This window comes from Plesiocystis pacifica SIR-1 (genome assembly GCF_000170895.1).
GTDB classification, from domain to species: Bacteria; Myxococcota_A; Polyangia; order Nannocystales; family Nannocystaceae; genus Plesiocystis; species Plesiocystis pacifica.
Window position 1 is genome coordinate 80,702 of record NZ_ABCS01000016.1, and the last position, 24,438, is coordinate 105,139.

The 24,438-nt window shown below is 70.4% G+C and carries 20 protein-coding genes; 11 read left to right on the forward strand and 9 right to left on the reverse strand.

Annotated features, from left to right (window positions below; all coding sequences use genetic code 11):
• The first annotated feature begins 53 nt into the window (after positions 1–53).
• The 3 genes from PPSIR1_RS10710 to PPSIR1_RS47680 all read left to right on the forward strand — a co-directional run bounded on the left by PPSIR1_RS10710 (position 54) and on the right by PPSIR1_RS47680 (position 2,002).
• Positions 54–827 carry a PP2C family protein-serine/threonine phosphatase gene (locus PPSIR1_RS10710; protein WP_006971061.1) on the forward strand — a complete coding sequence of 258 codons (774 nt, stop codon included), beginning with the start codon at positions 54–56 and terminating at the stop codon, positions 825–827.
• A gap of 132 nt (positions 828–959) precedes the next feature.
• A complete protein-coding gene (locus PPSIR1_RS10715; RefSeq protein WP_006971062.1) occupies positions 960–1,580 on the forward strand; it encodes a DUF938 domain-containing protein in 621 nt (206 codons plus the stop codon).
• A gap of 260 nt (positions 1,581–1,840) precedes the next feature.
• The gene (locus tag PPSIR1_RS47680) at positions 1,841–2,002 is read left to right on the forward strand and encodes a hypothetical protein (RefSeq protein ID WP_006971063.1); all 162 of its coding nucleotides are present in this window, start codon (positions 1,841–1,843) and stop codon (positions 2,000–2,002) included.
• 299 nt (positions 2,003–2,301) lie between these two features.
• Here the strand turns inward: PPSIR1_RS47680 and PPSIR1_RS10720 are convergent, their stop codons facing one another.
• The gene (locus PPSIR1_RS10720) at positions 2,302–6,021 is read right to left on the reverse strand and encodes a vitamin B12-dependent ribonucleotide reductase (protein ID WP_006971064.1); all 3,720 of its coding nucleotides are present in this window, start codon (positions 6,019–6,021) and stop codon (positions 2,302–2,304) included.
• Positions 6,022–6,872: 851 nt separating this feature from the next.
• On the opposite strand from PPSIR1_RS10720, the gene PPSIR1_RS10725 reads away from it, so the two are divergent.
• A complete protein-coding gene (locus PPSIR1_RS10725; RefSeq protein ID WP_006971065.1) occupies positions 6,873–7,424 on the forward strand; it encodes a hypothetical protein in 552 nt (183 codons plus the stop codon).
• Positions 7,421–8,809, forward strand: a complete 1,389-nt coding sequence (locus PPSIR1_RS10730; protein WP_006971066.1) for an NAD-dependent succinate-semialdehyde dehydrogenase — start codon at positions 7,421–7,423, stop codon at positions 8,807–8,809. The genes PPSIR1_RS10725 and PPSIR1_RS10730 overlap by 4 nt, the downstream gene beginning before the upstream one ends.
• A gap of 669 nt (positions 8,810–9,478) precedes the next feature.
• Here PPSIR1_RS10730 and PPSIR1_RS10735 read toward each other — a convergent pair.
• On the reverse strand, positions 9,479–10,465 hold the full coding sequence (locus PPSIR1_RS10735) for an NAD-dependent epimerase/dehydratase family protein (protein ID WP_006971067.1): 987 nt from the start codon (positions 10,463–10,465) through the stop codon (positions 9,479–9,481).
• Positions 10,466–10,530: 65 nt separating this feature from the next.
• On the opposite strand from PPSIR1_RS10735, the gene PPSIR1_RS10740 reads away from it, so the two are divergent.
• Entirely contained in the window at positions 10,531–11,463 is a 933-nt protein-coding gene (locus PPSIR1_RS10740) for a LysR family transcriptional regulator (RefSeq protein ID WP_006971068.1), read from the forward strand.
• A gap of 72 nt (positions 11,464–11,535) precedes the next feature.
• Here PPSIR1_RS10740 and PPSIR1_RS10745 read toward each other — a convergent pair whose 3' ends face one another.
• Both PPSIR1_RS10745 and PPSIR1_RS10750 read right to left on the reverse strand, forming a co-directional pair.
• Positions 11,536–12,666 (reverse strand): phosphotransferase family protein, encoded by a 1,131-nt coding sequence (locus tag PPSIR1_RS10745; RefSeq protein WP_006971069.1) that lies wholly within the window; start codon positions 12,664–12,666, stop codon positions 11,536–11,538.
• Positions 12,663–13,913 (reverse strand): acyl-CoA dehydrogenase family protein, encoded by a 1,251-nt coding sequence (locus PPSIR1_RS10750; protein ID WP_006971070.1) that lies wholly within the window; start codon positions 13,911–13,913, stop codon positions 12,663–12,665. The genes PPSIR1_RS10745 and PPSIR1_RS10750 overlap by 4 nt, the downstream gene beginning before the upstream one ends.
• Positions 13,914–14,027: 114 nt before the next feature.
• On the opposite strand from PPSIR1_RS10750, the gene PPSIR1_RS10755 reads away from it, so the two are divergent.
• Positions 14,028–15,023, forward strand: a complete 996-nt coding sequence (locus PPSIR1_RS10755; RefSeq protein WP_006971071.1) for a trypsin-like peptidase domain-containing protein — start codon at positions 14,028–14,030, stop codon at positions 15,021–15,023.
• A 3-nt stretch (positions 15,024–15,026) separates the two neighbouring features.
• Here the strand turns inward: PPSIR1_RS10755 and PPSIR1_RS10760 are convergent, their stop codons facing one another.
• On the reverse strand, positions 15,027–15,809 hold the full coding sequence (locus PPSIR1_RS10760) for a histidine phosphatase family protein (protein ID WP_006971072.1): 783 nt from the start codon (positions 15,807–15,809) through the stop codon (positions 15,027–15,029).
• Between the two features lie 55 nt (positions 15,810–15,864).
• Here PPSIR1_RS10760 and PPSIR1_RS10765 point away from each other — a divergent pair, with 55 nt between their 5' ends.
• Both PPSIR1_RS10765 and PPSIR1_RS10770 read left to right on the forward strand, forming a co-directional pair.
• A complete protein-coding gene (locus PPSIR1_RS10765) occupies positions 15,865–16,602 on the forward strand; it encodes a hypothetical protein (RefSeq protein WP_006971073.1) in 738 nt (245 codons plus the stop codon).
• A gap of 168 nt (positions 16,603–16,770) precedes the next feature.
• Positions 16,771–17,637, forward strand: coding sequence for a hypothetical protein (locus PPSIR1_RS10770; RefSeq protein ID WP_157595414.1), 867 nt, complete (start codon positions 16,771–16,773; stop codon positions 17,635–17,637).
• Positions 17,638–17,731: 94 nt separating this feature from the next.
• Here the strand turns inward: PPSIR1_RS10770 and PPSIR1_RS10775 are convergent, their stop codons facing one another.
• A complete protein-coding gene (locus PPSIR1_RS10775; RefSeq protein ID WP_006971075.1) occupies positions 17,732–18,550 on the reverse strand; it encodes a TlpA family protein disulfide reductase in 819 nt (272 codons plus the stop codon).
• Between the two features lie 369 nt (positions 18,551–18,919).
• Here PPSIR1_RS10775 and PPSIR1_RS10780 point away from each other — a divergent pair, with 369 nt between their 5' ends.
• Complete coding sequence (locus PPSIR1_RS10780; RefSeq protein WP_006971076.1) at positions 18,920–19,813, forward strand: hypothetical protein; 894 nt, start codon at positions 18,920–18,922, stop codon at positions 19,811–19,813.
• Here the strand turns inward: PPSIR1_RS10780 and PPSIR1_RS10785 are convergent.
• The 3 genes from PPSIR1_RS10785 to PPSIR1_RS10795 all read right to left on the reverse strand — a co-directional run bounded on the left by PPSIR1_RS10785 (position 19,810) and on the right by PPSIR1_RS10795 (position 23,092).
• Entirely contained in the window at positions 19,810–21,000 is a 1,191-nt protein-coding gene (locus PPSIR1_RS10785; RefSeq protein WP_006971077.1) for a hypothetical protein, read from the reverse strand. The genes PPSIR1_RS10780 and PPSIR1_RS10785 overlap by 4 nt on opposite strands.
• A gap of 18 nt (positions 21,001–21,018) precedes the next feature.
• Positions 21,019–21,939: a hypothetical protein gene (locus PPSIR1_RS10790; RefSeq protein ID WP_157595415.1), complete on the reverse strand. Its 921-nt coding sequence runs from the start codon at positions 21,937–21,939 to the stop codon at positions 21,019–21,021.
• Between the two features lie 322 nt (positions 21,940–22,261).
• Positions 22,262–23,092, reverse strand: coding sequence for a hypothetical protein (locus PPSIR1_RS10795; RefSeq protein ID WP_157595416.1), 831 nt, complete (start codon positions 23,090–23,092; stop codon positions 22,262–22,264).
• A gap of 137 nt (positions 23,093–23,229) precedes the next feature.
• Here PPSIR1_RS10795 and PPSIR1_RS10800 point away from each other — a divergent pair, with 137 nt between their 5' ends.
• Positions 23,230–24,435, forward strand: coding sequence for an MYXO-CTERM sorting domain-containing protein (locus tag PPSIR1_RS10800; RefSeq protein WP_157595417.1), 1,206 nt, complete (start codon positions 23,230–23,232; stop codon positions 24,433–24,435).
• Positions 24,436–24,438 lie beyond the last annotated feature (3 nt).

Here is a 24,438-nt window from a genome sequence, read left to right on the forward strand (position 1 = left end):
GGGGTCATGTAAGGCTGGCCGCCCTCTGGCACAATGGAGGCCGCCCCCCTGCCATGTACAAGCTGTTCAAGCGCACGCACACACCCGGGAGCTTCGAGATCCAGATGGCCGGCGCCTGCGACCCCGGGCGGGCCCGCGACCACAACGAGGACGCGATCGCCATCCAAGAGGACGACGGCCGCGGCTACTACCTCGCCTTGGTGTGCGACGGCATGGGTGGCCACAACGCCGGCGAGGTCGCCTCCGCCGTCGCGGTCGCGACCATCTCGACTTACCTGTCCGACAACTTCGGCAAGGTCACCAACGACCTCCTGCTCGAGGCCGCCTTCGCCATGGCCAGCGACGCCATCGACGAGCAGGCCGAGCTCAACCCCGACGCCCGCGGCATGGGCTGCACCTGCGTGATGGTGCTCGGCGTCCGCGATCGCTTCTGGGTCGCGTGGGCCGGCGACAGCCGCTGCTACCGGGTCAAGAGCAGCAAGATCAAGCAGCTGTCCACGGACCACACCGTGGTCCAGGAGCTCGTCGACCAAAACCTGATCACGCCGGAGCAGGCGGCCATCCACCCCTACCGCGGCCGCATCAGCCGCTGCCTCGGCCACGGCAAGAACAAGGGCCAGCCGAGCATCCGCGAGTACGAGTTCCCCGTCGGCGCCAACGTGATGCTGTGCAGCGACGGCCTCAGCGACGTGCTCCGCGACGACGAGCTCATGGCCCTGGTCGGCCAGCGAGACGTCCGCAGCTCGGCCCGCCGGCTCATCGAGGCCGCCAACGGCGCAGGCGGACCGGACAACATCTCGGCCATCGTCATGCGCCGCGTCGTTTGAGATCGCTCTCTGCTGCGATCTGCGCTCGGCAAGACTACGTATCCCGAGCGCCACAATTTCGCGCGAGCGCCCCTCGCTGGCGAGTCCTCAATCCAGCTTGATCGACGGGCTCGCCAGGCTTAGGACGGACCCGTGACCGAGGACGCGCGCCAGAACTACCCCGCCACTCAGCGCAACCGCGAGCCGATCCTCGCCGTGCTCCGGGAGGTCCTGCCGCAGACGACGACGGTGCTCGAGGTCGCCAGCGGGAGCGGACAACACGCGCACTTCTTCGCCAGCTCCGTGCCCACCTGGACCTGGCAACCCTCGGACTACGACCGCGAGCTGTTCGACAGCGTCGCGGCCTGGACCGCGGGCATGGCCAACGTCCGCGCGCCCGTGTTCGTCGACGCGACCGCCGCGACTTGGCCCGAAAGCCTCGCAGACGCGTCGATCCAGGCGATCTACTGCGCCAACATGATCCACATCGCGCCCTGGGAGGCCTGCCTTGGGCTCATCGCTGGCGCCGGCAGCCTGCTGTCCCGCGCGGGCGCGCCTTTGGTGCTCTACGGGCCGTTCATGCGCGACGGCAAACACACCGCGCCGAGCAACGAGGCCTTCGACGCGCGGCTCAAATCCCGCGATCCGCGGTGGGGCGTTCGGGACCTGGCCGTCATCTCGACGCACGCTGCCAAGAGCGGGCTCGTCCTCGATCGGGTGATCGAGATGCCGGCCAACAACTTGACCGTGGTCTTCCGAGTGAAGTCGAGCTAGACCGTCGAGCGGAAACGCCCTCCCCACAGGCACCACGTTCCCTGACCTTTCGGGCAAACTGGCAACATTCCTTGCTCAGCGCGATCTGCGCATAGGTATGTTCGTTCTCGCGCTCGCGCTGAATTTACCAGTTTTTTGGTTGGATCCAGCCTAGCTGGAACCGACATGGGAACTTGGCACGCGGTATGCAAAGTCATTGCGCGAGTTCCGGGTTGCCCCTCGGGACACCATCGACCTCCAACGCTCAAGGACGACCGCTCATGTACCGCCACACCGCCAAGCACCTCACCTTCGTCACTCGATTCGTCGACTCCGTCACCATCCGTCCCTTCTTCGACGACCTGCGCCGCTCGAGCGAGACCGCTCAGCTCAGCGCACCTCGTCGTCCCCGACGGATCGAAGCCAAGACCGAGGCCGCCTAGCGGCTCGACCCGACCTGTCGCGTCTCCGGCGGCAGGCAGCGGGTTGAGAGCCGGCCGATGGTACCCCCGAACCGGGCCCCCGACATGGACGTCGGGGCCCGGTTCTCCTTTTGGTTGCACGAACCAATTGCTTCGGCGGGGATGAAGAGCCGAGTCGGCCCTCATCCCCGCCAAGTCGCGCCCCCTTCAGGGGGCGACCCCATGCCCCCCTCCCAGGCACGAAGCCCATTGAGGACAAGCCCGAGAGGAGGAGCGGAGCGACGAAGCGTCCCCGATCCGAGGCGCTCGCGGGGGCTAAATCAGGAGCAACCGGAGGTGCCGCCGCAGGTCATGCACTTCATGCACGAGCCGTTGCGGACCAGGGTGAAGCTGCCGCAAGCGTCGCAGGCGTCGCCCTCATAGCCCTGCATCTTGGCCTGGCGGACCTTCTCACCGAGCGCGGCCTGGGCCTTGAGCTCGCTGGAGCGGGACTTGTTGCCGTTGCCGCGGTTGAAGCCCGCCGAGGCCGCGGCGGCGCCGACGGCCGCGGTGCGGTCCTCGACCTCGATCTTGCCGGACTCGCCGCCCAGGTACAGGTGCGGGGAGCGGGGCGTGGGCGTGCTCAGCTTGAGCGGGCCGGGGGTGACGACGCGCTCGGAGACGACCTCCTCGTCGCGAAAGTCGATGTCCTCGTCGCCGCCGGTGTGGTCGGGGGCGAGGTCCTCGGCGCGGACGTGGGCCAGGTCCTGGCGGTCCATGTAGGTGATCGCCAGCTCGCGGAAGATGTAGTCGATGATCGAGGTCGACATCTTCACCTGCGGGTGCCCGGTGACCATGCCGTTGGGCTCGAAGCGGGTGAACACGAAGGCCTCGACGTACTCCTCGAGGGGCACGCCGTACTGCAGGCCCAAGGAGATGGCGATGGCGAAGCAGTTCATCAGCGAGCGGAAGGCGGCGCCCTCCTTGTGCATGTCGATGAAGATCTCACCGAGGGTGCCATCGCTGTACTCGCCGGTGTGGACGTAGACCTTGTGGCCGCCGATGGTCGCTTTTTGGGTGTAGCCCGCGCGGCGGTCGGGCATGCGCCGACGCTTGGCGAGGTAACGGTGGACGATGCGCTCGGTGACCTTCTCGATCACCTGGGGCTGGGCGGTGGCCGGGCGCGGGGCGTCGATGGCCGCGGCGCCGTCCTCGAGCTCGTCGAGGTCCTCGGCGATGTCGGAGGCGAGCGCGGCCGAGAGCGGCTGGCTGAGCTTGCTGCCGTCGCGGTACAGCGCGATGGCCTTGACGCCCATGTTCCACGACTCGCGGTAGACCTTCTTGACCTCGCCGACCGTCGCCTCGTTGGGCATGTTGATGGTCTTGGAGATGGCGCCCGAGAGGAAGGGCTGGGCCGCCGCCATCATGTGCACGTGGGCCATGGGGCGGATGTAGCGCTTGCCGTAGCGGCCGCAGCGGTTGGCGCAGTCGAACACCGGCAGGTGCTCGTCGCGCAGGTGCGGCGCGCCCTCGATGGTCATGGTGCCGCACACCCAGTCGTTGGCCTTTTGGATGTCCTGGGCGGTGAAGCCCAGGCCCTCGAGGATGTTGAAGCTGGGGTCGGAGAGCTGGTCGTCGGTGAACCCGAGCTCGCGGCACAGATCGTCGCCGAGCACGTAGCGGTTGAAGGCGAAGGACAGCTCGAAGGCCTGGCCCAGGCCCGACTCGACGCGGTCGATGGCGGCGCGGCTGAGGCCCTTGGCCTCGAGGTCGGCGTGGGTGATGGTCGGCGAGCCGACCAGGGTGCCGGCGCCCTTGCAGTAGCGGACGATGTCGTCGATCTGGCTGTCGGTGTAGCCGAGGCGGCTCAGGGCCCCGGGCACGGACTGGTTGATGATCTTGAAGTAGCCGCCGCCGGCGAGCTTCTTGAACTTGACCAGGGCGAAGTCGGGCTCGATGCCGGTGGTGTCGCAGTCCATGACCAGGCCGATGGTCCCGGTCGGGGCGATGACGGTGACCTGGGCGTTGCGGTAGCCGGACTGCTCACCGCGCTGCAGCGCCTCGTCCCAGGCCCCGCGCGCGGCCGTCAGCAGGTAGTTGGGGCAGCGCTGGGCGTCGATGCCCCGGGGCAGGGTGTTGAGCGACTCGTAGTCCGAGCGCGGGGCGTCGTAGGCCGCGCGCCGGTGGTTGCGGATGACCCGGAGCATCGCGTCGCGGTTCTCCTCGTAGCCGGGGAAGGGCCCGTGCTTGTCGGCGAGCTCGGCCGAGGTCGCGTAGCAGGTGCCGGTCATCAGCGCCGACACGCCGCCGCAGATGGCCACGGCCTCCTCGGAGTCGTAGGGCACGCCGCGGACCATGAAGTAGGTGCCGAGGTTGGCGTAGCCCAGGCCGAGGGTGCGGTAGCGGTAGCTCAGCGCCGCGATCTTGTGGCTCGGGAACTGGGCCATGAGCACCGAGACCTCCAGCACGATGGTCCACAGCCGGCAGGCGTGGCGGATCGCGTCGACGTCGAACTCGCCGAGCATGTCCGCGCTGCGCGGCCCGGGCGTGCTCGCGTCGATGACGAACTTCATCAGGTTCAGCGACGCCAGGTTGCAGGCCGTGTCGTCGAGGAACATGTACTCGGAGCACGGGTTGCTGGCGTTGATCCGCCCGCTGTTGGGGCAGGTGTGCCAGTCGTTGATGGTCGTGTCGAACTGCAGGCCCGGGTCGGCGCAGCTCCACGCCGAGAACGCGATCTTGTCCCACAGCTCCGCGGCGCGGAGGGTCCGCGCGACCTTGCCGTCGGTCCGCCGGGTCAGGTCCCAGGTGTTGTCCGCGTCGACGGCGTGCAAGAAGGCGTCGGGCAGGCGCACCGAGTTGTTCGAGTTCTGACCCGAGACGGTGCCGTAGGCGTCGGAGTCCCAGCCGGTGGTGTACTCGGGGAACTCGAGCTCGCGGGCGCCGCTTTGGGCCAGCTGGATCGCGCGCTGGATGTAGTTCTCGGGGACCTGAAGGTTGCGGGCCTTCTTGATCGCCTTGCGCAAGGGCCTGTTCTTGCGGGCGTCGAAGCGCTCGGCGTCGCTCAGGTCCGCGTCGGTCACGTGGCACGCGCGGAGGATCTGGTTGAGGTTCTCGTTGCAGATCCGCGAGCCGGTGACCAGCGCCGCGACCTTCTGCTCCTCGAGCACCTTCCAGTCGATGTACTGCTCGATGTCGGGGTGGTCGACGTCGACGACGACCATCTTGGCCGCGCGGCGTGTGGTGCCACCGCTCTTGATCGCGCCAGCGGCCCGGTCACCGATGCGCAGGAAGCTCATCAGCCCGCTCGAGCGGCCGCCGCCCGACAGCGGCTCGCCCTCGCCGCGGATCTGCGAGAAGTTCGAGCCGGTCCCCGAGCCGTACTTGAACAGGCGCGCCTCCCGGACCCACAGATCCATGATCCCGTCCTCGCCGACGAGGTCGTCCGCGACGCCCTGGATGAAGCAGGCGTGGGGCTGGGGGTGCTCGTAGGCGTTGGTCGACTTGCGCAGCTCGCCGGTCTCGGGCTCGCAGTAGTAGTGCCCCTGGGCCGGGCCGGTGATGCCGTAGGCCCAGTGCAGCCCGGTGTTGAACCACTGCGGGCTGTTGGGGGCGGCGCGCTGGGTCGCCAGCATGGTCACCATCTCGTCGTAGAAGGCGCGCGCGCCGGCCTCGTCCTCGAAGTAGTCGTGCTTGAAGCCCCAGTAGGTCCAGCAGCCGGCGAGCCGGTTGAAGACCTGGCGGCTGTCCGTCTCGCCGGTGTAGCGCTCGCCCTCGGGCAGCGCCTCGAGGGCCTCGAGGTCGGGCTCGCTGCGCCACAGCCACTCGGGCACGCCCTCCTCGGGAACGGTCCGCAACGCGGCGGGGACACCCGCGCGACGAAAGTACTTCTGCGCCAGGATGTCGACGGCGACCTGCGACCAGCCCTTGGGAACATCGATGTCCTTGGCCTCGAACACCACGGAGCCGTCGGGGTTGGTGATCCGCGAGCTGCGAGCTTCGAAGTCCACGCCCTCGTAGGGGCGCTCGGTACGGCGGGTGAACAAGCGGCTGATCTTCATGGGTCTCCAGGTCGAGGGGGAGTCGGCGAGAGCGAGGGTTCGGGGAGGTGTCGGGGAGAGCGCTTTTGCGCCACGGTGCAGTGACGCGAAGCGAAAGAGACCGGGTCGGCCGGTCCTGGCAGGACCGACGCCATCTTCGAGTCTCTGGTTTTGGGGCACCCGCTAGCGCTTGTGACGCGCGAGCTTGGAACGAGCGGATGGTGGGGTCTGCTGGTTTCGGGTTCGCGCTCTGCGCGGGTGAGCGTGGTTGGCGGGGCGGACCCACATGTTGGGTCCGGAGCGCTAGCCAACCACAAGATATGGTGTGTCGCAAGAACTGAGCATCTCGCGCGAAGATGGGTTATCCACAACGGCCGGCCAGCAGGCCGAACTCAAAAAACGCGCGATATTGGCCCTTTGGACATGATCGGAAAGGGCTTCACCAGTCGGGTTCATCTAGGCGCCGATGGGGAGATTCTCTGCTTGGCCCCAGTCTTGCTTGGCTCCGATGTGCGAGATCGGAGCAGGTGTCAGGCTTGCCCGATCCCCAGGCCCTCCCCATGGTGAGCCCGGCGAACCGGCGGATCCCCTCGACAATTGTTACGTAGAGAGATCTCGAATCGCGGGGTTCACGAGGCGCGAAGGTGCCCAACTCGAGGACGAGCAGAAGGGTTGGTCCAGAGTCTCGCCGTCGATTTGGCGCAAGTCACGCGGGTTCGATTTGCACCCGGGTCGGCCTGTGAAGCACAATGCAATTCGTCGCGGGCGGGTCGATGGCCGCTGGCGTCGAAGCACGAACCGCAGGGCGGTCGGTCTGGAGCTCAGTCGGAGCGCAGATGCGACGATGCCCAGCGCGGTCGGAACCCAGCGCCATGCCAGATAAGAACGACACCGTCTTGCGTCGGGGAGAGCTCGAGCGACTGAGCGCGCTCGAGACCCTCAAGGGCCTCAGCAAACCCGGGGACGTGAAGCTCGCCGAGCTCATCGGCTTCCTCGAGTCCCGCGACCTTTGGAGCCAGTTCTCCAAGATCACCCTGGGCGATCTGCGCGACGCCTTCGGCAAGACGGCGCCGGACAAGGCCGAGGCCGAGGCCGACACGCCCCGCGCCCGCAAGCGCCGGATCATGAAGGAAGCGCTCATGGGCCCCGACGAGGACGAGGCCGAGGCCGAGGCGGGCGAGGAGATCAAGATCGAGCTCGCCGCCAAGAAGGCCCCGGCCGACGGCGGCCTCGAGACCGAGGACGTCGCGCGCCAGATCCTGCCCTTCGTCGAGGGCAACGGCGACGTCACCCTCGAGGACATCGCCGAGTACTCGCGCCTCGAAAAGTCCGTGCTCCGCCACCACCTCGGCGTGCTGTGCAAGGACGGCCGGCTCGAGCGCATCGGCGTGGGCCGCAACGCCATCTACTCGACCGTCGCATGAGCGAGCTCGAGCCCGCCTCGATCAACCCCGCGACCGGCGAGCGCCTGCGCAGCTTCGCCTCGTTCACCGACGCCGAGCTCGAAGGCCGCGTCGCCCGGGCCCACGCCCAACAGCGCGACTGGGCCGCGCGCCCGCTGGCCGAGCGCGCCGACGCGCTGCGGGCCCTCGGCGCGCACCTGCGCACGATCCGGGGTGAGGCCGCGGCGACGATGACCGCCGAGATGGGCAAGCCCCTCGCGCAGGCCCAGGGCGAGCTCGACAAGTGCGCGTGGCTGTGCGAGTGGCTCGCCGAGCACGGGCCGGCGATGCTCGCCGACGAGCCGCGCTCGCGGGTCGCCGTCGAGGGCAGCCAGCGCAGCTACGTCGCGCACCGCCCCATGGGGCTGCTGCTGGCGATCATGCCGTGGAATTTCCCGTGGTGGCAGGCCCTGCGCTTCGCCGCGCCGGCCCTGCTCGCCGGCAACACCGCCCTGCTCAAGCACGCGCCCAATACCACCGGCTGCGCCCTGGCCATCGAGGCCGCGCTGCTCGCCGCCGGCTTCCCCGAGGGCTGCCTCGAGACCCTCGTCGCCTCCCACGGCCAGGTCGCCGGGCTGATCGCCGACCGCCGCGTCCGCGGGGTCACGCTCACCGGCAGCACCCGCGCCGGCCGGAGCGTCGCCGCCCTCGCCGGCCAGCACCTCAAAAAGACCGTGCTCGAGCTCGGCGGCAGCGACCCCTACCTCATCCTCCCCGACGCCGACCTCGACCACGCCGCGGCCGTGTGCGCCAAGGCCCGGCTGTTCAACAGCGGCCAGACCTGCGTCGCGGCCAAGCGCTTTTTGGTCTGCGAGCCCGTCGCCGAGGCCTTCACCGAGGCCTTCCTCGCCCAGCTGCGCGCCGCCGTGGTCGGCGATCCGACCGACCCGACGACCACCGTCGGACCGCTCGCTCGCGCCGACTTGCGCGCCGGCCTCGAGGACCAGGTCGAGCGCAGCGTCGCCGCGGGCGCCCGCGTCCTGCACCGCAGCGAGGTGCCCGACTCGCCCGGCGCCTACCACCCCGTCGTCGCCCTGGGCAGCGTCGACGAGACCAACCCGGCCGCCCGCGAGGAGCTGTTTGGGCCCGTCGCCGCGATCATGACCGTGCGCGACGAGGCCCACGCCGTCGCCGTCGCCAACCGCAGCGACTACGGCCTGGGGGCCGCGGTGTTCAGCCGCGACGTCGAGCGCGCCGAGGCGATCGCTCGGGACCAGCTCGACGCGGGGGCTTGCTTCGTCAACGGGATGGTCCGCTCGGATCCGCGGGTGCCCTTTGGCGGGGTGAAAGACAGCGGGTACGGGCGCGAGCTCGGGCGCCACGGGATGCTCGAGTGGGTGAACGCGAAGACGGTCTGGGTGGATTGAGTAGAAGCAGAGGCTTCGGGCGTTGGACTGAGGTCGGCGGGGCTCCGGCGGTGCGCCGCGGCCTGTTCGGCGGGCTGTGTGCGGGGGGTTGTCCGGCTCCTGCTGTTGTGCGGAGGGGTGTCCGGCTGCCGCTGCATGCGGCGGGGGGTGTCCGGCTGCCGCTGCATGCGGTGGGATTCTCCAAACACTGCTGCATGCAGCCCGGGTTTGAGAACAGGCTATTTTTCCCCATGAGGTGCTATCGGGAGGCCCTCGACAGCGTCCGCCCCGACGATGAATCGTGCTCGCTTCGCTGCGCGCGATTCATCCACCTCACGCTCGCTTCGCTCGCTGCGGCTCCGGTCATGGGGCGGCGAGTAGAAATGTTTTGGCGGGGGTGAAGTGCGCTGGTGGTGGCTCGACCCCTGCTGCAGGCAGTTCAGGTCCAAGCGCAACTCGTTCGAGACCCCAGCATTCAACTTGCGTACCCCGAGCAGGCCGCTCGGCGGGAGGGGTCCCTGCGACGAGCACCGAGCCGCCTACAACCTTGGAAGAGCAACGGGATGTGGCTCGGCTCGAGCGCAGGAGTGGGGAGGAGCCCGCCGAATAGGCCGCGGTGCACCGTCGGAGCCAACCAAGCACCGCAGACCAACACCTGCGATCCATGTAAACCAGCACGAACATCCACCCTCAAGCAGCGAGCGTCGTCGCAATCGCCTCATCGAGCGGCGTCGCCCCAACCCCGAAGGTCCGGCGAAAGTCCCCATCGTCCAACACGTAGGGCACCTCGAACTGGTAGGTCATCTCCGCTACCGCCCGCATCAACGACGACACCGTCCCGAGCACCCGCAGCACCCAACCGGGGATCCCCCACACCCGCAGGCGAACCCCCGCCGCCTCGGCGAAGCGCTCGAGCAGCTCCCGCGTCCGCAGCTTGGCCGCCGTCGGCAAATGCCACACGCGCCCCGGCGCCCGCGGATCGCAGCCCAGCACCATCAGCCCCCGGGCGACGTCCGGCGAGTAGGTGTAGGCGTGCGGCATGTCCGGGTCCCCGAAGATGTAGGCCGTCCCGCCCTCGCGCAGCGCCTTCAACACGTCCGGCCGAAACACGGCGGCGTTGGGCGTGTCCGGGCCAAAGAAGTCCGACGCGCGCCCGATCGCCACCTCGAGCTCGCCGCGTCGATGCATCGCCAGGAGCTCTTGGCTGAGCTCTCGGCGCAGCTCGCCCTTGCTGCTGCACGGCCGCTCCGGCGTGGCCTCGTCGAAGGGCGCGGTCGGAGGCTTGCCGTAGGCGTAGAGGTTGTCGAGCTGGACCAGGCGCGCCCCGGCTCGGGCAGCTGCGGCCCAGATCGCCCGGTAGAGCGGCTCGATCACCCCGGCCCAGCCCGCGTAGTCGCTGGGGTTGGCGCAGTTGTAGACCGCGACCGCCCCGGCGCAGGCCCGATCCATGAACGCCTCGTCCTTGGCGTCACCGCGCAGCCACTCGACCCCCGGGATGGCTGGGCCCGCGGGCCCTCGGCGCAGCAGGCGAACCCGGGCGCCCCGCTCGGCGAGCAGGCGGGCGAGCTGGGTGCCGATCTGGCCGGCGCCGACGACCACGTGGAGCTCGCCTTGGCGGGGCCCAGGGCCGGAGTTGGAAGCAATCTTGGAAGAGGCGACGTCGTGCTCGAGAGCCATGTCCAGAGCATGGCGCTTGCACTCGCGCCGTCAAAGTCGAGATATGGCAAGCTTTGCTTGCAAAAATGCAAGCTCGGAAATCTCGCTCGAATCGGCCCTCCCGCGACCTCGACGACCTGCGCTGGGACGACGCCCGCCTGTTCCTCGCGCTGTGGCGCGGGGGCTCGCTCAAGGCCGCCGCCGAGCAGCTCGCGGTCAACGTGTCCACGGTCTCCCGGCGGCTCACGGCCCTCGAAGAGCGCATGGACGCGCGGCTGTTCGATCGCACCCGAGAGGGGGCCCTGCCCACGGCCGCGGCCGCGCGCCTCGTGCCCTTCGCCGAGGGCATGGAGCAGGCCGCGGTCGGCTTCGCCCGGGGCCTCGACGAGTTCGAGACCGAGGCCGCCGGGACCGTGCGCCTGGCCGCGCCGCCGGGCCTGGTCGACCACTTCCTCGCCGCCGCCTTGCCCGAGCTGTTCGCCCGCCACCCCAAGCTCCGGATCGAGCTGCCCTCGAGCGTGGGCTACCTCGACCTCGGGCGCCGCGAGGCCGACGTCGCCCTGCGCAGCGTCCGACCCACGACCGGGGACGTGGTCGCGCGCCGCCTACTCGTGGCGGGCTGGGTGCTCATGGCCAGCCCCGCCTACGCGCGCGCGCTCGGGCGCCTGCGCCGGGCTGACCGCGCCCACTGGCTGACCTGGGGCGAGGAGCTCGCCAACCTCCCGGACGCGCGCTGGGTCCACGCCGAGGTGCCGCCCGAGCGCGTGCGGCTGCGCTCCAACGGGATGACCGGGCTCATCGAGGCCGCCCGGGCCGGGCTCGGCGTGCTGATCTTGCCCGCGCCATACCGCCGCCTAGACGGCCTAGAGGTGGTCGCGTGCACGCCCAAGCTGCGCGCGAGCCTGGCGACGATCCCCAACTCCGAGCTGTGGATCGCCGGGCACCGGGCCAACCGCGAGGTCCCGCGCATCGCCGCGGTCTGGGACTGGCTCGTCGAGCTGTTCGAAGACGCCAGCTGAAGTCGCCCGAGCTCAGGGCCGATCCGAGTTGATCAGGGTTGATCAGGGTTGATCAGGGTTGATCAGGGTTGATCAGGGTCGATCCTGGTCGATGGCCCCGCCGGCGACCTGGGCGAGCACGGAGACCACGTGGCCGAGCATGGCGAAGCGCGGGTCCTGGGTGGAGCCCTTTTTGTAGCGCGCGTAGATCTGCTGGATGATGACCGCGATCTTGAACAGGCCGAACACGCGGTAGTAGGTCGCGTTGCCGACCTGGACGCCGCTGCGCTCCTCGTAGCGGGCGACGAGCTCGGCCCGGGACAGGCTGCCCGGGGCGTAGGTCGGGCCAAAGGCGAGGGCGTGGAGCTGCTCGTCGTCGTGGGTCTCGACCCAGTAGCCCAAGGTCGTGCCCAGGTCCATGCGCGGGCTGCCGATCGTGGCCATCTCCCAGTCGAGCACGGCGATGATCCGCGCCGGGTCCTCGGGGTCGAGGACGACGTTGTCGTATTTGTAATCGTTGTGGATCAGCGCCGCGTCGGCGTCGGCGTCGGCGGGCAGCTCCGCGGCGAGCCAGGCGGCGACCTGGTCCATCAGCGGCAGCGCGTCGGTCTGCGCCTTTTGCCAGCGCCGGGTCCAGCCCTCGACCTGACGCCGGGCGTAGCCCTCGGGGCGGCCGAGCTCGCCGAGCCCGATGCCCGCGTAGTCGATGCGGTGCAGGTCCGCGAGGCCGTCGATGAGCGCGGTGCTCAGCGCCTTCGCCCCGGCCTCGTCGAGGGCCATGCCCTTGGGCAAGCGCCGCCGGATGATGATCCCGCGGCGCCGCTCCATGACGTAAAAGGGCGCCCCGATCACGGACTCGTCCTCGCAGTAGGCCCAGGGCTCGGGCGCGAGGGGGTAGACGGGGGCGAGGGTCGAGAGCACGCGGTGCTCCCGGCCCATGTCGTGGCCGCTCTTGACGGTGTTGCCGAAGGGCGGGCGGCGGAGCACGAGCTCGTGCGCGCCGATTTGGATCATGTAGGTCAGGTTGGAGTAGCCGCTGGGGAACTGCTGGACCTCGACGGCCGCGTCCTTGGCCTCGCCGAGGCGCTCGGCCACGCCGGGCTGGGCGCGCAGCCACGCCCCGAGGGCCTCGAGGTCGAGACCCTCGCCCTCGCGCACGTCCTTGGCCCGATCGATGAGCGCTTCGTTCCCCCTGGGCTCGCTGGGCCCGCCCGCCTCGCTCACTTGTCGCCCTCCCGCGCCGCGGCCTTGCGCGCCAGGGCGACGGCCCGCGGATCCATGCCGTAGGTCTTGAGCACCTCCCGGGCGACCACGGACTTGTGGACCTCGTCGGGGCCGTCGTAGATCTGCGCGCCCCGCTCGTGGCGGTAGAAGAAGCTGAGCACGGTGTCGTCGGTGATGCCGAGGGCGCCGTGGGTCTGGATGGCGCGCTCGAGCACGTTGCGTAGGATCTTGGCGACGTGGAACTTGATGGCCGAGACCTCGACCCGGGCCGCCTTTTGCCCGACGGCGTCGATGCGCCAGGCGGCGTAGAGCACGGCCAGGCGCGCCGAGTCGATCTCGGCCCGGCTCTCGGCGATCCAGTTTTGGATCGTCTGCTTCTCGCCCAGGAACTTGCCCGGCGAGAGCTCCCGCGTGGCCGCGCGCTCGCACATCATCGAGAAGGCCCGGTCGCAGATCCCCAGCCAGCGCATGCAGTGGTGGATGCGGCCGGGCCCCAGGCGCGCCTGGGCGATGAAAAAGCCCGCCCCCGGCATGCCGAGCATGTTGGTCACGGGCACCTTGCAGTCGTCGAAGCGGACCTCGGCGTGGCTGGCCCAGCCGCTCCCGGCCTCGCCCATGATCGGGATGTTGCGGACCAGCGTGAACCCGGGGGTGTCCGTGGGCACGATGATCATCGAGGCGCGCTCGTGGGGCGCGGCGTCGGGCTCGGTCACGGCCATGACGATGGCGAAGGCGGCCCCGTCGGCGGCGGTCGTGAACCACTTGTGCCCGTCGAGGGTGATCGTGTCGCCCTCGACGCGGGCGCGGGTCTCGAGCCACACGGGGTTGCTGCCCGCCCGGCCCGGCTCGGTCATCGCAAAGCACGAGCGGGTCTCGCCGGCGAGCAAGGGCTCGAGGAAGGTCTCGCGCTGGGCCTTGGTCCCGTACTCGGCGAGGATCTCCATGTTGCCGGCGTCCGGGGCCTGGCAGTTGAAGGCGTAGTGGCCCAGGGGGCTGCGCCCGAGCACCTCGCTGACCAGGCCGTGCTCGAGCAGGCTCAGGCCCATGCCGCCGTGGCGCTCGCTCATCTGCGGCAGCCACAAGCCGGCGGCCTTGGCCTTGGCGCGGACCTCGACCATGCGCGCCTCCACGGCCGAGAAGTCGTCGGCCTCGTGGAAGGCGGCCTCGACGGGGATGACGTGGGCATCGACGAACTCGCGCATGCGCGCGAGGATCGGCGTCAGGGACTCGGGGATCGCGAAATCCATGGGCGGCGAGTCTACCAGTCCGGCGATCGATTCTCGGGGAACCAATTGCCCGCGCGAGACGTCGCTAAGACCATGCGCTCTACCCTTTGTGCCGGCGTGTCGATGCTCGTTGCGATGGCAGCCGCGGTAGTCGGGGGAATCCCCGCGGCCGCGGCTGCGGACTTTCACGACTACACCCTCGGGGACTTCTACTCCCTGGCGAAGGTCGAGGAGTCCGTCGTCCACGACAGCAGCGAGGCCGTCGTCCGCTTCCCCACGGCCTCGGGCTTCTTCGTCGATCCCGACGGGCTGATCCTGACCAACCACCACGTGTACGAGAGCTTCGGCGACTCCGGCCGGGTGTGGCGGCGATGGGTCGGCGACGGCAGCGAACAGGCCCTGGAGGTCGAGCTGGTCACCCGCGACCGCGAGCACGACGTGGCGCTCTACCGGGTGACCGACCCCGCCAAAGCAGGGCCCTTCCCCTTTCTGGAGCTGCGCGACACCCCGGTACACCACGGCGAGGCCGTGTTCGTCCTCGGCCACCCGCGGGGCAAGCCCCTGCGCGCCTCCTTTGGGACAATTTTGGCCGACGAGCTGACCATCGGTGGGCGACCGTCGATCGAGTACAGCGCCCAGACCTGGTGGGGCTCGTCGGGCTCGCCGGTGATCGACGAGCAAGGTCGCGCCGTCGCCATCCACTGGGGCTGGGACTCCAAGGGCGTGTCGAACGGGCGGCTGACCGGCGTGCCCGCGGTCAAGATCACCGACCTGCCAGGCTTCACCGCCCTCGGCCGCGCCGACGCGCCGCCCACCCTGCGCCCGAGCGAGTGCGACGCCCACGGCTGGGCCCTGCGCTCGAACATGGTCCGCGAGGCCGCGCGCCAAAACGACTCGGGCAAGTGGCTCGACCAGGTCGAGGTCCGCGCCCTGCACCCCACGCCCGGCTGCGCAGATCAACTCGACAGCGTCACCTATACGCTGCACCCGACCTTCGCCGACCCCGTCGAGACCCTCGACGGCGACGCGGCGCTGACCCTCTACACCTGGGGCTCCTTCGACGCGACGGTGAAGGTCCGCCTCGACGACGGCGGGAGCGTCACCTTCGTCGATCGCGTGAGCTGGAAGTAGGGCTCAGCGATGGGTCCACTCGCCCATGGGCAGGTGGGCGACCTCGTTGAAGCCGTCCAGGGTCACGCGCGCGCCGCTATAGATGACCCGGGTGATCGAGGCGTTGTAGACCCGCCAGGCCTGGCGAAAGGCGACCAGCGGCGGGAGCTCGAGGACCTGCTCGAGGATCACGGCGATCGGCCCCACGGAGGTGAACAGCGCGACCTCTCCCTTGGCGCTCGCCCGCAGCTCGGCGAAGCTCTCGACCACGCGGCCGTGGAAGCTCGACCAGCTCTCGACGCCCTCGAGCTCGCCAGACTCCGACAGCTCGTCGAGCTCGCCGGCGATCCACCGGGCCATGACGGCCTCGAACATGCGCTGCCAGTCCCGGGAGCGCGCGGCCTTGGGCTGGCTCGTGTCCATGGCTCGGGTCGCCAGGGGCGTGAGCGCGGCGGCCCACTCGGGCACGGTCCCGCCTCGCTGGCCGCGGCGAGCCAGCGCGCCCATGGTCTGGACCACGAGGGCCTGGCCGTCGTGCTCGTCGAAGCCGGGGAGCTCGACGGGCTGGGGGAAGGGCAGCGAAGCCGCGCCGAAGCCCTCGGCGACGCCTGCGGCGGTGTCGTGGTGGCGACGCGCCGGACCGGTGAACACGGCATCAAAACCTCCGGGCGCGCCCTCGGTACTCCGCGCGGCGGCCCACGCCCGGCCCAGGCGCGCCGCTTGGCTGCGACCGCGCTCGGACAGCTCGTCGTAGTTCGCAGCGAACATCGAGGCCTGGGCGTGACGGACGACGTGAAGGACGGACACGCCCGGACTGTACCCTCGCGCGAGCGGCGACGGTCGGCCGCGCTAAGCTGATCGAGTGAGCCTCGCCGCACCGCTGCTCGCGTGCCTGCTCGCGCTGGGTCCTGCGCAGGCCGCCGAGCCGAGTCCGTCAAACTCGAGCTCGAACGACGAGGCGACGACCGTGGCCGAGGCGGAGGCCGACCATGGCGAGGAAGACTGGGCGATCGGCGGCGGCTGGCTAACCCTGACGCCCGCGGCCCTTGGGCTCCCCGCGGGCGCGGCCTCGGACACCGCCAACTTTCGCTCGGCGGTCTCGGGCGGCTACCGCTGGGGCTTCTCCGCCGGCTTCGCCCTCGCCCTGCGCCAAGGTTGGGTGCTCGGCTTCGCCGGCGCCTTCGACCAGGCGATCTGGCAGTTCCGCAACGCCGAGCCCGGGGGCTACGTGCTGTGCTTCCGCGGCGGCTGCTACGGCTGGACCGAGCGCGTCCAGGGCCACTTGATGCGCGCGGGGGTGAAGGTCCGGGTCGGCTGGACCCGCCGCCGCTTCCTCGCTTGGGCCACGGTCGACCCCCACATCGCCATCTCGGGCCTGCGCCTGGACTGCCAGGACAGCCGCCAAGCGCACTGCGATCGCCGCGAGCGGGACGTGGGGGCGGGCCTCGGCGGCGGCCTGGCCCTCGCCTATCGCGTCACCCCGCGCTTTGCTCTGGGTCTCGAAGGAGGGCTGTCTCACAGCTGGCTGCAAGAGCGCGACGACCCCTTCCGGGCCATCCGAACCTGGGATCTGGCCGCCATCACGGCCGTGCGCTTTTGACGGGCCCTGGCTCGGCAGCCCGAGCAGCCGCGCCCGCCCTACCCCAGTTCGGGCTGCAAGACCCCGACTGGGCCCGCACGCTTTGCGTGCGGCCTTCAATCTGTGGCCCGCGAGCTGCTACATTCCCGAGCCATGACCACCCGCGGTCTCTCTGTGCTCACCGCTGCCTTGGCTTTCACGGCTCTGACCCTGGCCGCCTGCGGCCCCACCTCCAACAAGAACGAGCCGCGTCGCGTCAGCCGCAACGCGACCCTGGACAGCGACGCCCCGAGCTCGCTGTCCAACGTGGAGTTCGTCGAGAGCGAGCGCGACGGCGACCCGGCCGTGGTCGGCTGCGCCGACGGGCAGCGCGAGGGCTTCGCAGACCTCAACAAGTTCCCGACCATCGCCGGCTGCCTCGGCGTGTGGGACGGCGAGATGAACCTGCGCAAGGGCAAGACGAGCAAGACCTGCGGCGACGACCTCGACGTGTGCAGCTCGCCCGCCGACGTGTGCGCCCCGGGCTGGCACCTGTGCGCCCGCAACGGTGACTACCACGACCTCGCCGATCGCATCAGCGACAAGCAATGCCTCGAGGACGCCGGCCCCGGCAAGTTCGTCGCCGCGATCAGCCACGTCAAGAAGAAGGGCGAGTGCCCCGACCCGCCCGCCGACAACACCCGCTACCCCTGCCTCGACGAGGGCTTCGGCGCCGAGCCGGTGTGCTGCGGCGAGGGCTGCCGCGTCGGCGGCTGCAAGAACGCGGTCTGGGAGGGCAACACCGCGATCTCCGTGGGCAAGGCCGAGGGCTGCTCGACCGTCAGCTCCGAGCGCAACGGCGGCATCTTGTGCTGCAAGGACGCCGACTCGGCGCCCCGCCCTGCTCCGGTCCCCCGCCCCTCCGTCGAGCCGGCCGCGACCGGCGGCGGCACGGCGGGCACTGGCGGTGACGCGCCCGCGGCCGACACCGCCCCGAGCGACGCGGCCAAGCCCGCGCCGGCCAAGGTCGAGGGGCCCCGGGACGCCGCTGGCGGGCCGGCCAAGAAGGACGGGTAAGCCCGCCGGCCCAGCCTCCCCGGGCCAGGCACAAAAAAAGAAGTCGCCCGAATGGGGCGACTTCTTTTTTGCGTCCGGCTCAGCCGGAGACCCACTACAGGTAGTTCTCGACGTAGAACAGCGCCTGGTAAGCGTTGTCGTTGGGCGTCGGGTACTTCCAGTACTCGACCTTGAGCTCGGGATCGAGGAGGAAGATGAAGGGGTACTGGCCGCCGTTGAACAGGTTGCGGACGCCCTGGGTGTCGTCCACGAACAGCGGGATCTTGGAGTCGGGGTGGCTCTGGTACCACGACTGCGCGTCGCCCAGCGCAGGCGCGCCGCCGCCGGAGTTCTCGACGATGAAGGTCACCCACCAGATCACGAACTCGTCGACCTTTTCAGGCACCGAGGGGTAGTTCTGCTCGAAGTAGGCCGTGGCGTCGTTGGGCACGCCCGCGACCCAGTCGGCCAGGTTGTGGCAGGGCCCGCACCACATCGCCGACATGTCGACGAGGAAGAAGGAGGGCTGGCCGTCCGCGTTGTAGTCCGAGTTGGCGAAGTCGTAGAAGTCGACGAGGTCGCCGTGCTGATCGAGGAACTCGGCGCGCGGGAAGGGGCTGCCCTTGGCCGTGGTCGAGGTCCCGAAGCTGCCCTGCTCGAGCTCGTCCTTGTCGGGGTTGTAGGGCCAGTAGCCGTGGTAGATGCGGTCGCTCGCGTCGAGGGGGTCGGTGCCCTCGTTGACCTCCCAGCCGTCCCAGTAGTTGTCGTTGTCCGAGTCCTTGTCGTTGGGATCGGTGCCGAGCTCGGCCTCCTGGGCGTCGGTCAGGCCGTCCTGGTCGCTGTCGGGGTCCGCGGGGGTCTCTCCACCCTCGTCGGCTCCGTCGTCCGTGCCGTCCGCGCCATCCTCGGCGCCGTCGATGGGTTCCTCCTCCACGCACGCGAAGGCGGTCAGCGAGAGCGAAGCAGTCAGAGCGATTAGGGGGATTCGAGAGAACTTCACGGACATCTCCAATGGTGGACTCGGGGCCAGCGACCCGAACGTCGGCGATAGTAACAGGCATCGCGACGAAATGTGATGGCGGTGCATCCGCCCTCTTCAAAAAGGTGGTGACCATTCGAAGGTGCGCTGATTGGTGTGGGTGTCCAAGCGCGACGCGTCATTGCCGACGATCGTTACTCACGAGCGCACTTTGCGTTGCTCGGGCCCGTAGCTGGAACAGTCGCGCCCCGTGCCGAGGGTCCTGCCGCGGGTCGTGCCCGAGTCGGAAGTCGAGTCCACACAGCGTGTACTCTGAGCGCATCCATGAGCGCCGCGCCCCTCGACTCCCTCGCCGCGTGCCTCTGCGTCCTCGGGATTGCGGGCTGTCCTGGGCAAGAACCGGGTTCCGAGGACGATGCGCAGGGCGACGACTCGACGAGCGCCGATTCGGACCCCGGCTCTGGCGCGCCCGAGCTCAGCCTCGAGCCCGCCGAGGTCGCGTGGATCCTCGACTGGGAGGCGGGTCAGGCGAGCTTCGACGAGGAGACGGGGAGCTGGGAGGTAACAAACGATCTCGGCTACGCGATTCACCTCGAAAGCGGCTGGGTCGCCAGCTACGCGGTCTCTCTGACCCCCTGCGCAGGTGCGCTGCCGGGCTCTCTCCCGCTGGAGTCGGGCCGGCGTAGCCGTGCGTCCCTAGCGACCGGCGACACCCTCGCCCGACCCCAGGGTGGACACCCCGGAGACACGGACCCCTCGGCCTGGGTCTTCGAGCTGTTCGAGCGCACCCACGAGCCCGGGCCGATCCCGACCTACGCCGACCCCCTGGCGATCGAGGGCGACGTCTACTGCGGCGGCCACTACGTCATCGCGCCCTCGCTCGCCGCCGAGCAGGCCGCGATCCAAGACGGCGACGACGACCCCGAGCTCGTCGCCGCGTCCTTGTTCATGCGCGGGAGCTGGATCGAGCCCGGGGGCACCGAGCCGGTGCCCTTCTCACTCCGCGACGAGCAGGCCTACGGCAAGCTCCACGACATCGCCGAGAGCTTCGAGATCGCCCCCACGGCGACACCCGGTGAGCTCATGGAGGTCCGCCTCGTCCGGCACGTGGACGCGATCTTCGACGGCGTGGACTTCGCGACCATGAGCGACGCCGACGCGAGCTGGCAGGTCCTGCGCAACCTCACGACGCAGCTGCACTTCGAGGTCTCGGGCTAAAAGCGCAGCACCAGGCCGGCCTGGCCGCCTCGCTTGCCCACCCCGAAGGTGGGCGTCATCTGGAGCCGCGCGGTCTCGGGCAAGCCCCAGGCCTTCTTGAACGCGGCGTGGCGCTTCTTGGACACGGAGATCATCGCGCCGCCAGCCCCGAGCATGGCCAGGCCTGGCAGCAGCGTCGGCAGGTTGATGTGCAGCCCCGAGGGGTAGATGGCCAGCATGCTGATGCCGGTCAGGGTGAGCACCGAGCCGGCGCCGACGAGCACCACGCCCGCGCCGAGCAGACCGCGACCGTCCTCCGTGGGTCGATCGCCGAGGGCCCCGACGCCCTTGCGGTAGGTCGAGGGCGTGTAGCCGTCCATGCGCAGGCGGACCCCGGCGACGTCGGCCTTGGGCACGGACACGAGGGTCCCGTCTGCCGAGCGCGCGATCGCCAGCTCCGTCGGCGACTGGGCCACGAGGGCGCCGGTGACCGACTGGCTGTTGTTCATGGCCAGGCTGATCTCGGTGTTCATCAGCCCCTCCCACAGCACCTCGCCGGTGAGCGAGAGGGCCTCGGGGCTCGGGGTGGGCGGCGGCGCGACCGTGGGCGCGGGCGCGGGCGCGGCTGCGGACTCGGCAGGGACCTCGCCTTCGGCAGGAGCCGGCGTCGCGCTGGGCTCGTCGGGCAGCGCGGGCGCGTCAGCCTCGAGCTCTCCCGTGACCACGGCGCCCGTCAGCGTGGGCGCCCCCGCGATCGCTGCCGTGGGCGCGAGCACCACCGGCAGCGCGGCTGCGGCCGCGAGCACCCGGATCCACCGACCCGCGGTCGAGCCCGAGCGCGCGAGGCCTTCGCCGATCACCACGCACTCGCCGGCGACCTCGGACTCGATGCGCCAGTCCTCGGTGGACACAGCCGCGTCGGGGGTCCACGGCGCCAGGGGGATCCGCGCCCGGCTCAGGGCGCTGGTGTGGACCGCCACCGCCTCGCTCAGCTGCATCTGCGCGAGCTGCTGGCGCGCGATGTGATCGGCGATCATCAGTTCGCCGAGGGCGGTCGCTCGCGTCCGCGCGCGCACCTTGGGGTCGCGGGCGCAGGGGCGTTGGAAGTCGGCCAAGGTCGCGGCGACGGCCTCGGGGTGGGCCTCCCAGCGCGCGTCGCTGGCTCGCAGGTCGAGGCAGGGGGCTTGATCTTCGTGAAAGCGCGTCATCTCGAGCTCCTCCCTCAGCTAAAAGCGCAGCACCAGGCCAGCCTGGCCGCCGTTGCGGCCGACGTTGATGGTCGGCGTGAGCTCGACCTTGGACATGTCCGGCAGGCCCCAGGCCTTGTTGTAGAGCGCCCGCTTTTTCTTGGCGCCGCGGACCAACACCGCGCCGCCGATGACCGTCGCGGCCCCAGGCAAGAGCAGGGGCAGGGCGATGTAGAAGGTGTAGGGCGAGGTCGCCAGCAGCACCGTGCCGGCCAGGGCCGCCACGCCGCCGAAGCTCAGCATGATCGCCCCGCCGACGACCATGCCGCGCCCGGACTCGCGGGTCTTGGGCAGCTCGTCGCCGCCGCCCGCCGACTTCGAAGCTCCCGCGCCGGCGCTTGGCTTGACCCGGACGCCCCCGACGTCGGCCTTGGGCACGGCGACGATCGTCCCGTCGCTCGCCCGGGCCAGGGCGATCTGCCGATCCGACTGGGCCACGACGACCCCCGAGAGGGTCTGGCCGTTCTTCATGTCGAGGGTGACCCGCTTGTGGCTCAGGCCGTCCCAGACCGCGCGGCTCGTCAGCGAGAGCGAGCTCCCGGTCACCCGGGGCGCTGGCGCAGCCGCGGCTGGAGCCGGGTCCGGAGTCGTCGCGGGGTCCATGGTCGGCGCCTCCGTCGTGGCGGGCGTCTCGGGCTGGGCCGGCGCGTCCGTGTCGGCGGCGTCCGCCGCGGGGGCGGGCGCCGGGCCTTCGACCCCGCCCTCGCCCGCGTGGGCCAGGGTCGGCGCGAGGGCCAGGGGCAGCACGCTCGCCGCGATCACCATGCCCCGCCGGATCCGGACCGCCATCGCCACCAGGCCCGACGCCTCGACCTCCTCGGCCGAGGGCAGCAGCTCGGCCGCCAGCTCCTCGCGGTGGTTCCAGTCCGCCGTGGGCGGCACCAGAGGCTGCGGACCCACGGGGATCTCGAAGCGCGCCAGCTCGCAGCTGATGAACTGGCGCGCGAGCGTGCCTGCAGACGAAGAAGTCGCGGGCGACCCGATCGGCGACCAGCGCCTCGACCAGGCCCACGGCGCCCTGGACGGGCTGGGCCGACCGCGGGACGGGGCGGGCGAAGTCGGTCAGGGTCGAGTCGGCGTCGATCCACTCTGCCTCTCGGCAGCGCAGCGACAACGCGAGCTCGGGGGAAGTCTCGGGCAAGCAGTTGGCAGGCATGAGGGTCGTCCGACGGCGTCGTCGCTAGTCTAACGCGTCGCGGATCGGTTCAGGGTGCCGATGTGATCATTCCCTGGCTTCGCCCTCGTGGCTGGAGAGCAGGCTCTGGGCCGCCGCCACCCGGGCGGACGCCTCGTGGGCGAGCAGGCGCGGCCGCAGGGCCCGATCGGTCTCGTTGAGCTTGGCCAGAAAACTCGCCGACAGGGCCTCGGCACGGTGGATGTGGTCGTAGAGCTCGTCGAAGACCTCGGCGAACTCGGCCTCGATGTCCGGCGTTGGGGCGCTTTTGCCCTGGGTCTTGTGCCGGGGCCGGACCGCCTCGATGGCCCCCTTTCGCTCCCCCCGGCCGAGCCAGCGCAGGACCTCGTCGATGGCCTTGTCCGGATCGTCGAGCAGGGACTGGTAGGAGCACACGTGGGCGGCGTAGCGCCGGGTGGCGATGTCCCGGAGCAAGGCGAAGTTGTCGACCCACCACTCGAGCGCCGGGGGCAGCTGCTCGCGGAACAGCTCGTCTTGCGGCTCGAGGCCCATCGCCTCGCGGTACATGGTCTGCAAGCGCTCGCGCGAGGCACAAAACTCCCGCCACTCGCGGACCGTGCCGACGACCCGATCGAGGTAGGCCAGGTCGCTGCGGACCAGCCCGGGGATCATCACCTTGACGGCGTGGAAGGTGGTTTGCTCCGGGAACAAGAACGCGCCGGTGAGCGGGTGCGGGTTGGTCCGGTAGTAGATGCCGCCGAGGAGCTGGGACTCCCAAAAGCCGTCGGGGTTGGCCTGGGCGATGAGCTCGCGCCAGTCCCCGGGGAAGGGCTCGCCGATGGCCTCGAAGCCGGCCCCGACGAGGATCTGCATCCACATGGAAGTGCCCGAGCGGGGCGTGCCTGTGACGACGAGCATCGCCGGCACTCTACCCGAAGCGCGCGCTCCCTGGGTCCAAGGCGCGCCGACCGACCCCCGCCGAAGCTGGCCGAAGCGGTCGAAGTAGTCGACCTCGCCGGGCCTTCGCGCCTACCATGATCCCCGTCGAGCTCGCCATGTCCACGCCCCCCCGCACCCCCTCCGCCTCCCGGGCCCGCGCCGGCGCCCGCACCCTCGTGGGCCTGAGCCTGCTCGCCCTGACCGCGTGCCAGCCCAAGGTCCGCTACGCCGACAGCGTCGACGTCAAATTCGACCTGCGCCTCAGCGACCGCTTCGACGACCGCCTCAGCCCGCCCTACGTCCTGGGCTCGAGCTTCACCGTCTACGTCTACGACCGGGCCGAGCGCACCGACCTCAACGGCTGGGAGCTGCGCACCAACGTGCCCGGGGTGATCACCATCGACGATCAGTTCATCGACGAGGAGGACATCAACGAGGACGACAACTCGAACACCCGCTCCGACGTCATCGTCGCCGACGTGTTCGCGGCCGGCGAGGGCAGCGTGGTGCTCGAGGTCTACGACGACGCGGGGGCCTACGTGCGCGGGATCGAGGTCGAGGTGCTCCAGCCCGACGACTTCACCCTCCGCGCCGCCGGGCCGCTGTTCCTGCGCGACGAGGACCGGGCGCCCTCCGAGGTCGACGCGAGCCCCCAGGTGCTCAGCGGCGGCACGGCGACCTTCGAGGTCGAGTGGTACCGCGACGGGCAGCGCCTCTACGGCGCGGGCGCGCTGGAGCCGACCTCCGAGTCCGAGGGCGTGTCCGACCTGTGGTCGCGGCGGAACGTGCTCAGCGAAGACCGGGACTGGATGACCCTGACCGCGACCCCGGCCATGGGCGGCACGATCGCCCCCGTCGATATCCGAGCCAACGGCGAGGTCATCGGCACCGTCGAGTTCGAGCTCGAGGACTCCGAGACCATCGACCACCTGACCCTCACCGGCCAGAGCGAGTCCGGGCGCGAGGACGACGACAAGCTCGTGGTCCTCGCCCAGGCCCTCGACGCCGACGACGAGACCATCTGGGGTACCGCCTTCGACTGGGACCTCAACGGCGCCACCGAGCCCGGCGAGGGCGACCTGTTCCGCTACAAGTTCGAGCGCAGCAAGTGGTCCACGCTCGCGGCCAGCTTCGACGGCCAGCGGGTCGAGATGGACATCCAGGGCGTCGAGGGCGTCGTCGACTCCTCGAACAACAGCTTCGAGGACGGCTGCCTGTGCAGCGCCGAGGACCCCAAGGCGCCATGGGGGGGCAGCAGCCTCGCCCTCGGGCTCTTGGTCCTCGCCTACGCGCCCCTTCGCCGGCGCCGGCGCGGCGCCTGACCA